The following is a 15,731-nucleotide window of genomic DNA, read 5'->3' on the forward strand; positions in this document are numbered from 1 at the left end:
GCTCCTCTCAGCGCCCTTTCCACACCGGCTTTCTCTTCTCGCGGAACGCGCGCGGACCTTCCTGCGCGTCCTCGCTCGCGTAGAGCGGCACCGCGAGCTGGCGTCCGACTTCCATCGCCGCGTCCAGCCCCATGTTGATCGTGTGGCGCACCATGCGCCGCGCCGCCGCCACCGACAGCGGCGCGCACGCGACGATCTCGTCCGCCAGCGCGGAGGCCGCGGACATGAGCTCCGCGGCCGGCACCACGCGGTTCACGAAGCCGATCTCGTACGCGCGCCGCGCGTCGATCCGGCGCCCCGTGATCATCAGCTCGAGCGCGGTGCGCGTGCCGACCATGTGGATGAGCGGCGGCGACCAGTGCATGCCGCGCCCCACCTTCGCTTCGGCGATGCCGAAGCTCGCGGTGTCGGCCGCGATGCACAGGTCGCACATCTGCGCGAGGATCCAGCCTGCGCCGACCGCCACGCCGTTGACCGCCGCGATGAACGGCTTCTCGGTGTGCACCGTGTCGCCGATCACCGGGATGACCGCGCGCGTGGTCTTGCCCGCGACTTCCTTGAGATCGCGGCCCGCGGAGAACGCGTGCGGCCCCGCGCCGGTCAGGATCGCGACGCGCAGCGCGGCGTCGGCCTCGAAGCGCTGGATCGCGGCGAGCAGCTGCTCGCACACCGCGGTGTCGATCGCGTTGCGGTGCTCGGGACGGTTGAGCGTGATGATCGCGGTCTCGCCGCGCACTTCGTACAGAACGGAATCGGTCGCAGGCATGCGTTCGGGGTCCTCGGAAAAAGATGCGCGGGCGCCGCGCCCGCGCGGGTCAGCGATCGGGCGCGGCGAACAGGCGCATGACCGCGGCGACGTCGCCGGCCTCGTCGATGCGCCACAGCGCGCGCAGCGCCTCGGCGCAGCGGGCTGCGCCCAGCGCGGGCAGCGCACAGCGCGTGAACTTGGCGTCGAGCTCGGCGTCGCTCACCGGGTTGCGCACGTGACCGCGAGGGTATTCGACCTCGGCCCGGACTTCGCCCGACCCCGCCGCTGCGATCACGCGGCACGACGGCGCTTGCGGGTAGCGCGAGGTGTGCGCCGGATCTTCGTGCACCGTCACCTTCGCGGTCAGCGCGGCGATGCGCGGATCGCGCAGCTTCTGCGGCGAGAACGATTCGGCCGTGATGTCGCCGTCCAGCAGCGCGGCCGCCACGACATAAGGCAGGCTGTGATCGGCGGTCTCACGCGTCTCGGGACGCCAGCGCGTGTCGTCGTTCGCCATCGCTTCGATCGCGGCGCGATAGGTCTCGACCCGCACGGCGGTGACGCGCTCGAGGTCCACCCGGCCTCGCAGGTCGAACGCGGCGAAAGCCGCCGAGAGGCCGTGGTAGCACAGCGGCAGGAGCTTGATGTCGGTGAGCGTCACGCGGTGCGGCGAGCGCTCGTCCACGGTGACGGTCCAGTCGTGACGGCCGATCGCGTCCCACAGGCCGGCGCGTCCTTCGAAGATCGCGGCCGGCCCGGTCACGCCTTCGCGCGCGAGGTACGCCGCGAAGACCGCGTTGCGCGAAGCGTTCGCGCCCGCGCAGTTCTTCCACGCCGAGAGCTCGCCGTGGCGCGTCTGGTAGAGAGCCATGTTGGGCGCGAGCGCGAGCGCGACCGCGTGGCCGAGCTGCTCGCGCGTGAGGCCGAGGAGCCGTCCCGCGCCCAGCGCGCATGCGATCACGCCGTAGACCGGCTGGTCCCAGCCGAGCGCGTTCACGTCGACGAGCTCGCAGAAGCTGCCATACACGTCGTACGCGAGGGTCGCCGCCGCGAGCGTGGACGGTCCGTCGGCCTGCACCGCCTCGGCCACGGCGAAGATGCCCGAGAGCACGTCGCTGGGGTGCCCGATCGACTTCACGCCGTAGGTGTCGCTCATGTCGAGCGCGCGCAGCGCCACGCCGTTGGCGAAAGCCGCGGCTTCGGGCGTGACGCGCCCGGAGCCGCACCAGAGGCTGGCCGGTCGGCCGCCGCCCGGCGAGAGCCGCGCGACCGCCTGCGCCATGCGGCTCACCGGCTCGGTATAGCCGCCGGCCGCGCAGGCGAAAGTGTCGACGATGCGGCGCTTGCATTCGTGCACGACGCCGGGCGCGAGCGCCGCGGCATCGACCGATAACGCGAAATCGACCAGGCGCTCCGTCGTCGCGTCCACGCTCAGCCTCCGCGCACCAGCAGGGCGTCGACGATGCGCGCGCCCGCGCCGCGCTCGAGCACCACCACCGGGTTGAGGTCGATCTCGGCGACCTCGCCGGCGAGATCGTGCGCGAACCACGAGAGCCTGACGAGCACGTCGGCGATCGCGTCGACGTCGCGCGGCGCCATGCCGCGCACGCCGTCGAGCAGCTTGGCGCTGCGCAGCTCGCCCAGCATCGCGCGCGCATCGGTTGCGCCGATCGGGGCGGCACGGTACGTGACGTCCTTCAGCACCTCGACGTAAATGCCGCCGAGGCCGACGACCACCACCGGTCCGAACACCGGATCGCGCACCGCGCCGACGATGAGCTCGACGCCTTTGGGCGCCATCTCCTGCACGAGCACGCCGTTGATGCGCGCCTGCGGCGCATAACGCTTCGCCGCGGCGACCACCGCCTCGTACGCCTCGCGCGCCGCGGCCTCGCCGCGCACGTCGAGCCGGATCGCGCCCGCTTCGGTCTTGTGCGCGATGTCGGGCGAATCGATCTTGAGCGCGAGCGCGCCGCCGAAGTCCCGGGCGCACGCCGCGGCCTCCTCGGCGCTCGCCGCGAGGCGCTCCTTCGTGACCGGCAGCCCGTAGCGCGCGAGCACCGCCTTGGCCTCGCGCTCGGTGAGCTTCTCGCCGCACGCCGCCAGCCCGGCGCGCGCGCCTTCGACGTCCACCCCGGAAGGACGCTCGCGCGTGCAAGCGCCGGCGCGGATCGCTTGGGCGAACGCACCGAACTCGATCGCCGCCCGGAACGCGCGTGCGCACGGCGTCGCGTCGCGATAGACCGCGACGCCGGCTTTCACGATGTCCTTGCGCGTGAACGACGGATCGTCGGTGCAGCCGCCGACCCACAGCATCGCGGCAGGCTTCTCGCAGCCCGCGATGAAGTCCGCGCCGCGCTGAAGGTCGGCTTTGGAGACCGACGCATAGATCGGCACCATGAGGTCGACGTTCTCGTCGCCGGCGATGGTGTTGAGCGCCTGCCGGTAGAGTCCCTGCTCGCCGGTCGCGAGCGAGGTCATGTCGGTCGGGTTGGACACCTTGCCGTACCCGGGCAGCAGCCTGGCGAGCGCGCCCTGGGTCGCATCGGACAGCGGCGGCCATTGCAGTCCCTGCCCTGCGGCGCTGTCGGCGAGCTGGACGAGGATGCCGCCGGTGGGCGATACCGCCGCGGCGCCGCGGCCGCGCGGCCAGCGCCGCCGCCGCAAGAGGACCGCCATCTCGTAGAGCTGGTCGCATTCGTCGACGCGGATCACCCCGTACTGGCGCAGCACCGCATCGGCCACGGCGTCGTCGCCCGCGATCGCGCCGGTGTGCGACGCAGCGGCGCGGCTGCCCGCGTCGGTGCGGCCGAACTTCAGCAGCACGATCGGCTTGTCGCGCTCCGCCGCTTCGAGCGCGAGGGCCTTGAAGCGCTCGCCGTCCTTGATGCCTTCGATCGCCATCAGCACGACGTCGGTCGCCTCCGACCTCAGCATGAAGCGCGCGAAATCGAGCGTGTCGAGGTCCGCTTCGTTGCCGCAGCTCGCTTCATAGCTGATGCCGAGCCCGATCTCCTGCGCGCGCCACATCACGTTGATCTGGCCCAGCCCGCCGCTGTGGCTGACCACGCCGACGTTGCCCGGCGCCGCGCGCCGGCCCTTGATCGCCGCGGTCGAGGTCATCGCGAACGCGTCGACGAAGTTGATGAGGCCGTTGCAGTTCGGGCCCATGATGCGCATGCCGGTGCGGCGCGCGAACTCGACGAGGCGCGCCTGGCGCTCGCGTCCTTCCGCGGTCCCGGTCTCGGAAAAGCCGGCGCTGTACACTGTGGCGAAAGGCACGCCGATCGCCGCGCAGTCTTCGAGCACGTCGAAGACCCGCTGCACCGAGACGATGATGCCGACGTGGTCGGGCGCTTCGGGAAGCTCGCGCACGCCGGGATAGCAGCGCAGGCCGTTGATCGAAGCGAGCCGCGGATTGACCGGATAGATCTTCCCGGCAAACCCGAAGTTGGACATCTGCTGGAAAACCCGCCCGCCGAAGGAGGTCGGGTGGTCGGTCGCGCCGACCAGCGCGGCCGAGCGCGGCGCCAGCAGCCTCGTGAGATCGGTGTCGGGGCGTGCCGCCACCGCGGGTTCGGCCGGCGCGCTCAACGTTCCAGCCCGCTCGCGGTGCCGACCATGGTCATCACGCCGTCCTGGTTCTCGCAGCGCACCTCGACCGTGACGCGCGTCGCGTCGCCCTCGGCCTCGCGGCTCTTGACCACGCCGCGCACGGTGAGCGTGTCCCCCTCGACCACCGGCTTGGTGAACGCCACCGACATCCGCCCGCCCCTGACGAAGCCCTCGCCGAGGAACGCGGTCATGAGCTGCGAGACGTACGCCGTCGACATCATCGCCTGTGCGAGCGGCGCCCTGAAGCCTTTCTTCTTCGCCCATTCGGCGTCGGTATGGATCGAGTTCGGCCGCACGCCCGAGAAGCAGTCGATCTGCCGCTGGACGATATGCTTCTCGAACGAAGGCAGCTCCTCGCCGACCTCCACGCGCTTAGCGGTTGGTTGTTTCACGGTGCACTCCGGATTCGGGAAAGATCATCTGTGTGAACTGGCCGCGCACCAGCGGCTGGCCGCTGCCCTCCTCGCGCGTCTCGAACTGCGTGACCATGTAGTGCCGGCCGCGCTTCTCGTACTTGTCGATCACCTTGCCGTGGGTGCGCACGCGCATGCCGACGCGCAGCGGCTCGATGAACTCGAACTGCATCTTGGCATGCAGGCCCGCCGGAACGATGTACTTGCTGTGGCGCATCAGCAGCGCCTGGTTGCCGAGCAGCGTGGGATGGGCGATCGGTCCGCCGAAAGGCGAGTCCTCGAAGAACCACGAGTTGTGGTCGCCCACCGCGTACGCGTAAGTCTCGACGTCCTCGGGCTTGATGACGAAATCCTCGGACATGAATTCCTCGCCCACTGTCACGACCTCGTACGAGATCGTCTTGAACTCAACCATCGTCAGCGTCCTTTCCACTGCGGTTTGCGTTTTTCCCTGAACGCAGCCGCGCCTTCCTTCGCGTCCTCGCTCGCGTACACCGGCACGCAGAGCTGACGTCCGACTTCGAGCGCCGCGTCCAGTCCCATGTTCATCGTGTGCCGCACGATCTGGCGCGTGGCGACGACCGACAGCGGCGCGCACGCGATGATGTCGTCGGCGGTCTCCAGCGCCGCGTCCATCAGCTGCGCGCGCGGCACCACGCGGTTGACGAACCCGATCTCGTACGCGCGCTGCGCGCTGATCGTCCTCCCGGTCAGCATGAGCTCGAGCGCGAGCCGGCTGCCGATCATGTGCACCAGCGGCGGCGACCACGCGGTTCCGCGGCCCACCTTGGGCTCGGTGATCCCGAACGTCGCGGTATCGGCCGCGATGCACAGGTCGCACATCTGCGCGTACACCCACCCACCCGCGATCGCCGCGCCGTTGACCGCGGCGATCACCGGCTTGCTCACGTGCAGGTTGTCGCCCAGCGTCGGGATCGACTTCACCGGCTGGCCGCCGAGCGCGGCGAGCTCCTTCAGGTCGCGCCCGGCCGAAAAGGCCTTGTCCCCGGCGCCGGTGATGATCGCCACGCGCAGCTTCGGATCGGCGTCGAAATCCATGAACGCCCGCTCGATCTGCTCGCAGGCCGCGAGGTTGATCGCGTTGCGCTGCTCGGGACGGTTGAGCGTGATGATCGCGCACTGGCCGCGCACCTCGTAAAGCACTTCCTTCTGCCGGTCCATGCTGTCACTCCTCCACGGTCAGGACGGCGACGATGTCGCGCCGCACGTCGGCATGCTCGATCCCGCGTATCGCCTGGAGCAGCGCCTCGCAGCGCCCGGCGCCCAGTCGCGGTCCCGCCATGTCGCGGAACTTGCGCTCGACGTCGGCTGCCGCCATCGGGCTCTTCGCGTGACCTCGCGGATAGACGATCTCGCGCGTGTGCGTTTCGCCCGACTGCATGCGCACCGCGACGCGCCCGGGCGAGCCTTCGGGATACAGCGACGTGAGCCGCGGGTCCTCGCTCACTTTCACCTTGCGCATGAGCGCCGCGATCGCCGGATCGCGCAGCCGCGCCTGCGCGAACGAGGCGTCGACGACCTCGCCGTCGAGCAGCGCGACCGAAACACAGTACGGCAGGCTGTGATCGGCGGTCTCGCGCGTCTCGGGCGCCCAGCGCGTATCGTCGGCGCCCATCATCATCACCCCGGTCTTGTAACTGTGCACCTCGATCGTCTCGATCTTCGCAGGATCGATCGCCTCGCGCAGCTCGAGCGCCGCCCACACCGGCGACTGCCCGTGATAGCACACCGGCAGTCCCTTGATGTGCGTCTCGGTGATCAGGTGGCGGCCTTCGGGCAGCGGCCACTCGAATGCGCCGCCGGTCGCCTCGAACAGCCCGCCGTTGCCTTCGAACACCGCGCTCGGGCCGGTAAAGCCGTCCCGGGCGAGCGCCGCGGCGAAGAGCGCGTTGCGCGACGCGTTGGCGCCCGCGCAGCCTTTCCAGCTCGACAGCTGGCCGCGGCGGCTTTGCGCGAGCGCCATGTTGGGCGCGACCGCGAGCGACACCGCATGTCCGAGCTGCTCGCGCGGCAGCCCGAGCAGCCTGCCCGCGCCGAGCACGCAGCCCAGGATGCTGTACACCGGCTGGTCCCAGCCGCGGCTGTTGAAGTCGACCGCGTCGCAGAAGCTGCAATAGACGTCGTAGGCGAGCACCAGCGCGCTCACCAGCGCCTGGCCGCCGGCGCCGGCCGCCTCGGCCGCCGCGATGAGGCCCGAGCTCATGTCGCTCGGGTGCCCGCGGCTCTTGCCGAGATAGGTGTCGCTGATGTCGAGGAGCCGCACCATGACCCCGTTGGCGAACGCCGCGGCTTCGGGCGTGGTGACGATGCCGCTGCCCCAGACGTGCGCCGCGTCGTCGCCGCGCGTGCGCGCCGCCACCTTGCGCGACATCGCCGACAGCGGCGCGTCGTAGGCGCCCAGCGCCGAGGCGAAAGTGTCGATCAGGCGCAGCTTGCACGCCTCGACCACTTCACGCGGCAGCGCCTCGAAGCTCGCGCGCCCGGCGTAGCGCACCAGTCGTTCGGTCGTCGCATCCCATTGCAGGTCGGCCATGTGGTTCTCCTCGGCGGCTTCAGAGCACTTCGCGGGCGAGCTGGTGGCGCTTGACGAAATCGGCGTCGATCTCGAAACCCAGCCCCGGTCCGGTCGGGATGGTGCAGTACCCGTCCCGGATGTCGATCGGGCGATTGGTGATCATCTCATCGACCCACACCGCCGGCAGCCCCATCATGAACTCCGCGCCGAACGCGTGGTTGGGCAGCGAAGCGCACAGATGCGCCCCGGCGATGGCCTCGATGTAGCTTCCGTTGGCGGTGCCCGCGCAGTTCACGCGCGCCCCGCCCGCGTCGGCGACGATCGCGATGTCGCGGCTGCGGCGCATCCCGCCGCACTTGTAGAGCTTCATGCCCAGCACGTCCGCGGCCTCGGCCTCGATGATCGCGCGCGCGTCGGTCGCGGTGTACACCGACTCGTCGGCCATCACCGATACCTTCGCACGATCGCGGATCCAGCGCATGTCGCGCAGCGAGCGCGCCGCGACCGGCTGCTCGAAGTACGTGATGCGCACGTCGGCGCGCTCCACGAGCTGCACCGCGCTCACCGCGTCGTACGTCGTGTTCGCGTCGACGCCCAGGTGCACGTCCTCGCCGATCGCCTTGCGGATGGCGCGCAGCACCTTGATGTCCTCTTCGAGGCGCTCGACCGGACCGACCTTGACGCAGACGTACTGCACGCCGTGCTTTTCGATGACGTCGGTCGCCTCTTTCGCCATCGTGGCGGTGTCGGCGAGGCCCACCGACCATTCGAGCGGAATGCTTTCCCTGCACGCGCCGCCCAGCAGCACGTGCGCGGGAACCCCGAGCGCCTTGCCGACCAGGTCGTGCAGCGCCATGTCGAGTACGGCGAGCGCCGCCGGATTGGCCGGCAGGTGGTTCTCGCACGCGCGCAGGATGCTTTCGATCCCGAGCGCGTTGCGCCCGCGGACAAGCGGGCCGTAGAAGTCGCGCAGCGCGGCGAACATCGCCGATGCGGTCTCGCCGACGAACGGGTTGATGGGCCGCACCTCGCCCCAGCCGGTATGGCCGCCGGCGCTCACGCCCAGCAGCATCGCGCGGCCGACCCAGCTTCCCGCGCCGCCGAAGTTGTGCGGCCCGGTGGGTATCCGGCGCTTGGTCGGCGGGACCGTGTCCAGCGGCACGATTTCGATGCGATCGATCGCGAGCGTACCGCCCGCGGGCTTAGTGTCCGGCGCGTTCGCCATGGGACGTGTCTCCTTGCGTTTCGGGAAGCGTGATCACCAGCGCGTCGACGATGGACAGGCCGCGCTCGTGCACGATCACAGGGTTCAGGTCGATCTCCTCGACGAGGTCGGCGTGCTCGGCTGCGAAGCGCGAGAGCCGGGAAGCGAGCGCCGCGAGCGCCTGCACGTCGACGGCTGGGCTGCCGCGCACGCCTTCGAAGATGCGCGCCGCGCGCAGCGAGCGCACCAGCTCGAGCGCGCGCGCCTCGCTGATCGGCGCCGGCGCCATCACGACGTCCTTCACCAGCTCCACGAAGATGCCGCCCAGCCCGATCATCAGCATGGGACCGAGCTGCGGATCGCGCATGACGCCGAGGATCACCTCGACGCCGGGCGCGGCCATCTTCTGCACCAGCACGCCGCGCAGGGTATCCCGGGCTTGCGCCGGCACGCGCCCCAGCACCTCGGCATAGGCGCGGCGCACCGCGTCGGGACCGTCGAGCCGCAGCACGACCGCGCCGGCCTCGGTCTTGTGCAGGAGGTCGGGCGACTGCGCCTTGAGCGCGACGGGATAGCCGATACGCTCCGCCGCGCGCACCGCCTCGTCGGCGTCGCGCGCCAGCGTTTCGGCGAAGCGCGGGATGCCCGCCTCGGCGAGCACGTCCTTGGCGTCGGACTCGCAGAGCACCGTCCCCGCGGCGCGCAGCCGCGCCGCGAGCGGCGCGGCGTTGTGCGGCGCCTCGAGCAGGTCGCGATCGCGTTTCCAGCGGCGCTGGAACGCGCCGTAATCTGCCAGCGCGCGCAGCGCACGGGCGCAGTCGGGCATCGACGTGAACACCGGAATGCCGACTTCGGCGAAGAGCTCGATCGCGCGCGCCGAGCTCGACGAGTAGGTGCAGAAAACCACCGGCTTGCCCGTGGCGACCGACAGGTCGAGCAGCGCCTGGCGGTCCTTCTCGATGCCGTAGGTGTACGCGAGCGAGCCCACGACCACGATCATGTCGACGGTCTCGCACTTCCTGACGATGTCGATGATGCGCGCGTAACCGACGTCGCGGATCGCGTTCGCGGTCACGTCGACCGGGTTCTGGGCGCTGCCGTACGCCGGCAGGAACGATTTGATCTCGGCTTCGGTCTTCGCATCGAACGGCAGCAGCTCGAGACCCGCGGCGCTGAGCGAATCGGACATGAGCACCGCGCCGCCGCCCGATGCGCTCACCAGCCCCACGCGATAGCCTCGCGGCGGGCGGCAGTACGAGAAGGCGTTGGCGGTCGCGATCATGCCGTCGATGTCGTCGGCTTCGACCACGCCGTGCTCGCGGAACAGCGCACGATACGCGGCGGCTTCGCCGCCGAGCGCACCGGTGTGCGAAGCCGCGGCGCGCCGGCCGACGTCGGAACGTCCCGCCTTGAGCACGATCATCGGCTTGCCGGCGTCCGCGGCTTTCGCGGCCACGCGCCTGAAGCGCTGCACGTCGCCCACCGACTCCATGTACATGAGGAAAAGATCGGTGCGCCCGTCGTCGAGCATGAAGTCGACGTAATCCACGCCGGCCAGGCACGCTTCGTTGCCGCTGCTCACCATGGTGCTGTAGGCGATCGGGCGGCCCTGCGTGCGGCTGAGGAAGGCGAACGTGAAGCCGCCGCTCTGCGAGGTGACGCCCACCCGCCGCCCGCTGTGGACCGGCGGCTCCAGCACGACGGTCTTGTTCTCGACGGTCGGGCTGAAGCACGCGGCGAGCGACGTGAAGTTGTTGAGGAAGCCGGTGGAGTTCGGACCGCACACCGCCATGTCGTGGCGGCGCGCGATCTCGCGCATGCGCGCCTGGAGCTCGCGGCCCTGGCCTCCGCTTTCCTCCGCGAACCCCGAGGCGATGACGAGCGCCGCACGGATGCCGTGCTTGCCGCAGTCTTCGAGCACAGCGGGGACCGCGTCCGCCGGCGTGCACACGATCGCCATGTCGGGGCGCTCGGGCAGCGAGCCGAGGTCGGGATAGGCCTTGAGGCCGCGGACTTCCTTCATCCTGCGGCTCACCGGATACACCGCGCCGGCGTATCCGCGCTCGAGCATGACCTGGAGCAGACGCCCGCGTATGGTCTTCGGGTCGTCCGAGGCGCCGATCACCGCGACGCTGCGCGGCGAGAGCAAAGGCGCGAGATCGGGCATCAGTCCGCCCTCATGCCGACGGCCTTGATGACCTTGCTGTTGAGCGCGAGCTCGCGGTTGATCATGTCGCCGAACTCCTTGGGCCCGAGCGCGACCGGGTCGGTGCCCTGCGAAGCAAAACGCTCGCGCACGTCGGGCATCTTCATGATGGCGGCGATGTGGTTGTGCAGGTAGGCGATGATCTCGCGCGACGTTCCGGCAGGCGCGAGCAACCCCTGCCACGGCGCGGTGTTGAAGTCCTTCACGCCGGATTCCGCGAGCGTCGGCACGTCAGGCAGGTACGGCACCCGCGTCTTGCCCGAAGTCGCGACGACTTTCACGCGGCCGCTCTTCAGGTGCGGCATGACGGTCGGAGGCGTCGTGAAGATGAGCTGGACCTCGTTCTGGATCAACGCGGTCAGCGCGAGCGCGCCGCCCCTGAACGGCACCGAAGTCATGTCGGTTTTGGTGATGAGCTTGAAGATTTCCGCGGCGAGCGCGCCCGAGCTGCTCGGCGTCGCCCACGCGACGTTGAGCGAGCCGGGCTTGTCGCGCGCGAGCTTGATCAGCTCGGCGACGCTGTCCGCCGGGACCTTCGAGCTCAGCGCGAGCAGCAGCGGCTGCTGGCCGACGAGCGTGATCGGAGCGAAATCCTTGTACACGTCGTACGGGATCTTCGTGCCCTGGTAGATGAACGGCACGATGGTGTGCGCCGCGTACGTGAAAAGCAGCGTCTGGCCGTCGCGCGGCGCTTTCGCAACGATCTCGTTGCCGAGCAGCCCGCCGGCGCCCGGACGGTTGTCGATGATGAAGTTGCCGCCGGTCGCGTCGGCGAGCTTCGTCATCACGATGCGCGCGATGATGTCGGTGCCGCCCGCGGCGGCGACCGGAACGATCACCCGCACCGGACGGGTGGGATAGTTGTCCGGCCCCTGCGCGGCATGGGCGGCGGTGGCGACGAGGGCGAGCGCGCTCAGCGCGCCTGCGAATAAGCGTGTCATTTCAGGTTCCTCTTGGTGTACGGCGCGCGCGTGAAGCGCGCGTTTCAGATCGGGTCCCAGCCGACGACGTCGGCGGAACGGTCGAGCGGGTAGAAATGCTTCTGCATGGCGGGCACCGCGATCTCCGCGATCGCCTCGGGCGTCCACTCCGGCGTGTGATGGACCGAGCGGACCGGACGCGGCTGGCTGAAGAGCATGATCTCGTTGGCGCGCACGCCGAAGATCTGCCCCGTCACCGACGCGGCCGCGTCGCTCGCGAGATACACCGCCATCGGCGCGATCTTGCGCGACTCCATACGCTTGAGCTTCTCGACGCGGTCCTTCTCCTCGGGCGTGTTGGCCGGGATCGAGCTCGTCATGCGGCTCCACGCGTACGGCGCGATGCAGTTGGAGCGCACGTTGTAGCGCGCCATGTCGAGCGCGATGCTCTTGGAGAGCGCGGCGATCCCGAGCTTCGCCGCGGAGTAGTTCGCCTGCCCGAAATTGCCGACCAGGCCGGAAGCGGAGGTCATGTGCACGAACGCGCCGGCGTTCTGGTTGCGCATGTGATTGGCCGCGGCGCGGCTCATGAAAAACGAGCCGTCGAGATGCACCGCGACGACCGAGCGCCAGTCGTCCTCGGTCATCTTGTGGAAGATGCGGTCGCGCAGGATGCCCGCATTGTTGACGACCGCGTCGATGCGGCCGAAGTGGTCGAGCGCGCACTGGATGATGCGCTCGGCCGACGCCCACGTGGCGACCGAGTCCGCGCTGGCGACGGCCTCGCCGCCCGCCGCGCGGATTTCGCCGACCACGCGCTGGGCGGCGGATTCGCCTTCCTGCACCTGGCCGCCGAGCGACGCGCCGATGTCGTTGACGACGACGCGTGCGCCCGCCGCGGCCATCCCGATCGCGATGTCGCGGCCGATGCCGCCTCCTGCGCCGGTCACGACGACCGCTTTGCCTTCGACGATACCCGGCATGTCATATCCTTTCTGTAAGTCTGCTTGCTTTATTGTAGACGATCATACAATATGCTAACCATTAAGTTACACAGTCGGCCGACCCGAGGGCCGAACACACCCTGATGAGCTCAACGGCCCCGCTACGGGCGATCGAAGCGCCGGCACCCCTGCGCAAGCAGGTGGTGGGCAGGCTTCGCGAAGCGATCATGCAAGGTCACCTGAAGCCGGGCGAGCGTCTGAGGGAGCGTGAGCTCTGCGAGATGCTCGGCGTCTCGCGCACGTCGTTGCGCGAAGGCCTGGTCGAGCTCGAGTCCGAAGGGCTGATCCAGAACGTCCCGAATAAGGCGCCGGTGGTGACCCCGATCAGCATTCGGCTGGCGGAGGAGATCTACCAGCTCCGCGGCGTGCTCGAGGCGCTCGGCGCCCGGCTTTTCGCGCGCCAGGCCAGCGCGGGGCAGATCGAGGAGCTGCGCGCGGCGACCGACGAGATCGAGCGCGTGTACGCAAGCTTCGAAGCGTCCGCTTTCCTCAAGGCGAAAGCCCGCTTCTACGAAGTGCTCATGGAGGGCGCGGGCAACCAGCTCGCGGCGCAGGTTCTGCGCGGCATCCACGCGCGGGTGAGCCAGCTTCGCGTCACTTCGCTGTCGAATCCGTCGCGCACCGCGCTCAGCATTGCCGAGATTCGCCGCATCGTGGACGCGGTGGCGGCCCGCGACGAGGAAGGCGCGTGGCGCGCCTCGACCGAGCACGTGGCGAGCGCCGCCGAGGCGGCGCTCGAAGTACTGCGCAAGCAACAGGCTCCCGAAGCCTCGACCCCAAACGTCTGAACGAAAGGAAGGAAACCGTGGACAAGCAACTGATGGATGCAGGACTGAAAGCGCGCCGCGAAGTGCTCGGCGACGAGTACGTCGATCGCGCGATGAAGAACGCCGACGACTTCAACAAGCCGTTCCAGGAAGTCGTCAGCGAGTATTGCTGGGGCCTGTGCTGGACCGACGAGACCCTGTCGCGCCGCGAGCGCAGCATCCTCAACCTCGGCATGATCGCGGCGCTGGGCAAGATGCACGAGTTCGAGCTGCACCTGCGCGGCGCGATCCGCAACGGCCTGACCAAGGAAGAGCTGCGCGCGGTGCTGATCCAGATCGCGGTGTATTGCGGCATCCCCGTCGGCGTCGACTGCTTCCGCGTCGCCAAGCAGGTGATCGGCGAAGCGAAGTCGTAGCGTGCCCGGCGCCACCGAGGGGCTGCTCGAGCTCGTCCGCGATCTTGCGCTTTCGAAGCTGCCGCGCTCGGTGGTCGAGAACGCGAAGTGGTGCGTGCTCGACACGCTCGGCTGCGGTCTTTACGGCAGCCGCGAGGCGTGGAGCGAGATCATGGCTTCGGAGATCGGCGACGAGGCGCCGCGCGGGACGAGCACGATCCTCGGCCGGACCGGCGGCGTCTCCGCACCCGCGGCGGCGCTGTGCAACGGCACGGCGAGCCACGGCTTCGAGCTCGACGATCTCCTCGACGAAGCGATCGTGCATCCGGGCGCGATCGTCGTTCCCGCCGCGATCGCCGCGGCGGAAGCGGCGGACGCCCCGGGCGAGCGCGTGCTCCTCGGTGTGATCGCGGGCTACGAAGTCATGGATCGCGTCGGTCTAGCGCTCGGGCTCGAGCCCGCGCATCGCGGCTTTCACAAGACCTCGCTGGCGGGTCCGATCGGCGCCGCGGTCGCCGCGGGCGTAGTGATGAAGCTCTCCCTCGGCGAGCTTCAGTCGTCGGTCGGTCTCGCCTGCTCCGCCGCGTCGGGCATCAAGACCTTCGCGACCGGTAGCGGCGGCGGCATGATGAAGCGCATGCACGCCGGGCGCTCGGCCGAAGCGGGCGTGCGCATGGCGCAGCTCGCTGCGCGCGGCTTCAGCGGTCCGCCGAACGCGATCGAAGGACGCTTCGGCGTGCTCGAAGTGTTCGGGGGCGAGACCGCGCAGCCCGACCTCATCGGCAAGGATCTCGGCGAGCGCTGGGCGGTGAACCGGGTGTTCGTGAAAGTGTTTCCGTGCTGCAGCTGGATACAGGCGCCGGTGCAGCAGCTCGTCGCGCTGCGCGGTGCGCAGCCGCTCGCGGCCTCGCAGATCGAGGCGGTGCGCATCGGCGTCAACTCGTACGCCCGGCGCATCAACGGCGAGCCGGCTCCCGTCGACACCATGGGCGCACAGTACAGCATCCCGTATTGCACCGCGCTCGCGCTGACCGGCAATCCTCACGACCCCGCGATGTACAGCGGCGGCGCGCTCGAGGACGCCTCGCGGCGCGCGCTCGCTTCGAAGGTCGAGCTCTTCGTCGACCCCGAGATGGAAGCAGTCTATCCGCGGCATTACGGCGCCAGCGTCGAAGTGCGGCTCGCCGACGGGCGCAAGCTTCCGAGCAGCATCCTCGACCCTCACGGCATGCCCGCCGATCCGGTCACCGAAAGCGAGCGGCTGCAGAAGTTCTCACGGCTCGCTTCGCGCGTGCTCCCACCGCAAACCGTCGAGCGCGCGGTGCAGAGCGTGCGCACGCTCGACCGCCTGCGCTCGGCGCGCGAGCTCGCGGCGGCGCTCAGGTAGTCGCAGGGAATACGATCGCCCCTGCTTTCGCGAGCAGCGGGTAGATGCCCCCGGCTTTGACGATGTCCAGAAGCTGCCGGGGAACCGGCTTGCCCCGCAGCGACCTGGCCGTCGTCGCGTTGGTGACGGTGCTCGCGTCGAAATCGACCTCGGCGATCTCGCCTTCCTCGAACAGCGTGGAGACGCCGGCGCACACCATCGCCGGAAACGCGTAGTTCACGCAGTTGCGGAAGAAGAGGCCGTTGAGCGACTCGGCGACGACGCAGCTCAGGCCCAGGTTCCGCAGCGAACGCGCCGCGGGCCGGCTCGAGCCCATCCCGAAGTTCGTCCCCGCGACGATGATGTCGCCCGGCTGCACGAGGTCCACCCACCCCGGCCGGTTCGCCTGAAACACGTACCGCGGCTGCTCAGACACCGGCAGCATGCTCGCCGGCGACGGCAGGATGAGGTCGGTGTTGATGTTGTCCGGGAACTTCCAGGCTCGGGCTTTGAATTTCATTCGATCAAGTCAAAGTCAAAAGCAATTGACCGCCAAG

The 15,731-nt window shown here is 69.6% G+C and carries 15 protein-coding genes; 3 read left to right on the forward strand and 12 right to left on the reverse strand.

What is annotated here, in order from left to right:
* Window positions 1-7: 7 nt before the first annotated feature.
* Genes VHP37_23100 through VHP37_23150 form a run of 11 tightly spaced genes read right to left on the reverse strand, consistent with a single transcriptional unit; the run spans window position 8 to window position 12,625 of the window.
* Window positions 8-766: an enoyl-CoA hydratase-related protein gene (locus tag VHP37_23100; protein HEX2829256.1), complete on the reverse strand. Its 759-nt coding sequence runs from the start codon at window positions 764-766 to the stop codon at window positions 8-10.
* Window positions 767-815: 49 nt separating this feature from the next.
* A complete protein-coding gene (locus VHP37_23105; protein HEX2829257.1) occupies window positions 816-2,177 on the reverse strand; it encodes an MmgE/PrpD family protein in 1,362 nt (453 codons plus the stop codon).
* 2 nt (window positions 2,178-2,179) lie between these two features.
* Window positions 2,180-4,318, reverse strand: a complete 2,139-nt coding sequence (locus VHP37_23110; GenBank protein HEX2829258.1) for an acetate--CoA ligase family protein — start codon at window positions 4,316-4,318, stop codon at window positions 2,180-2,182.
* Window positions 4,319-4,338: 20 nt separating this feature from the next.
* Window positions 4,339-4,755 carry a MaoC family dehydratase gene (locus VHP37_23115; GenBank protein HEX2829259.1) on the reverse strand — a complete coding sequence of 139 codons (417 nt, stop codon included), beginning with the start codon at window positions 4,753-4,755 and terminating at the stop codon, window positions 4,339-4,341.
* Complete coding sequence (locus VHP37_23120) at window positions 4,736-5,191, reverse strand: MaoC family dehydratase (protein HEX2829260.1); 456 nt, start codon at window positions 5,189-5,191, stop codon at window positions 4,736-4,738. The genes VHP37_23115 and VHP37_23120 overlap by 20 nt, the downstream gene beginning before the upstream one ends.
* Window positions 5,192-5,193: 2 nt before the next feature.
* The gene (locus VHP37_23125) at window positions 5,194-5,958 is read right to left on the reverse strand and encodes an enoyl-CoA hydratase-related protein (protein ID HEX2829261.1); all 765 of its coding nucleotides are present in this window, start codon (window positions 5,956-5,958) and stop codon (window positions 5,194-5,196) included.
* Between the two features lie 4 nt (window positions 5,959-5,962).
* On the reverse strand, window positions 5,963-7,330 hold the full coding sequence (locus VHP37_23130; protein HEX2829262.1) for an MmgE/PrpD family protein: 1,368 nt from the start codon (window positions 7,328-7,330) through the stop codon (window positions 5,963-5,965).
* 19 nt (window positions 7,331-7,349) lie between these two features.
* On the reverse strand, window positions 7,350-8,537 hold the full coding sequence (locus tag VHP37_23135; GenBank protein HEX2829263.1) for an enolase C-terminal domain-like protein: 1,188 nt from the start codon (window positions 8,535-8,537) through the stop codon (window positions 7,350-7,352).
* A complete protein-coding gene (locus VHP37_23140) occupies window positions 8,515-10,683 on the reverse strand; it encodes an acetate--CoA ligase family protein (protein ID HEX2829264.1) in 2,169 nt (722 codons plus the stop codon). Before VHP37_23140 ends, VHP37_23135 begins: the two co-directional genes overlap by 23 nt.
* Window positions 10,683-11,663, reverse strand: coding sequence for a tripartite tricarboxylate transporter substrate binding protein (locus tag VHP37_23145; protein HEX2829265.1), 981 nt, complete (start codon window positions 11,661-11,663; stop codon window positions 10,683-10,685). Before VHP37_23145 ends, VHP37_23140 begins: the two co-directional genes overlap by 1 nt.
* A gap of 44 nt (window positions 11,664-11,707) precedes the next feature.
* Window positions 11,708-12,625, reverse strand: coding sequence for an SDR family NAD(P)-dependent oxidoreductase (locus VHP37_23150; protein ID HEX2829266.1), 918 nt, complete (start codon window positions 12,623-12,625; stop codon window positions 11,708-11,710).
* 104 nt (window positions 12,626-12,729) lie between these two features.
* Between VHP37_23150 and VHP37_23155 the strand changes: the two genes are divergently transcribed.
* Genes VHP37_23155 through VHP37_23165 form a run of 3 tightly spaced genes read left to right on the forward strand, consistent with a single transcriptional unit; the run spans window position 12,730 to window position 15,195 of the window.
* Window positions 12,730-13,434 carry a GntR family transcriptional regulator gene (locus VHP37_23155; protein HEX2829267.1) on the forward strand — a complete coding sequence of 235 codons (705 nt, stop codon included), beginning with the start codon at window positions 12,730-12,732 and terminating at the stop codon, window positions 13,432-13,434.
* A gap of 17 nt (window positions 13,435-13,451) precedes the next feature.
* Entirely contained in the window at window positions 13,452-13,829 is a 378-nt protein-coding gene (locus VHP37_23160; protein ID HEX2829268.1) for a carboxymuconolactone decarboxylase family protein, read from the forward strand.
* A gap of 1 nt (window position 13,830) precedes the next feature.
* Entirely contained in the window at window positions 13,831-15,195 is a 1,365-nt protein-coding gene (locus tag VHP37_23165; GenBank protein ID HEX2829269.1) for an MmgE/PrpD family protein, read from the forward strand.
* Here VHP37_23165 and VHP37_23170 read toward each other — a convergent pair.
* Entirely contained in the window at window positions 15,188-15,694 is a 507-nt protein-coding gene (locus VHP37_23170) for a 3-isopropylmalate dehydratase (GenBank protein ID HEX2829270.1), read from the reverse strand. The two genes, VHP37_23165 and VHP37_23170, sit on opposite strands and share 8 nt — an antisense overlap.
* Between the last annotated feature and the right edge of the window lie 37 nt (window positions 15,695-15,731).

The sequence above is a fragment of the Burkholderiales bacterium genome (genome assembly GCA_036262035.1).
Lineage (GTDB): Bacteria > Pseudomonadota > Gammaproteobacteria > Burkholderiales > SG8-41 > JAQGMV01.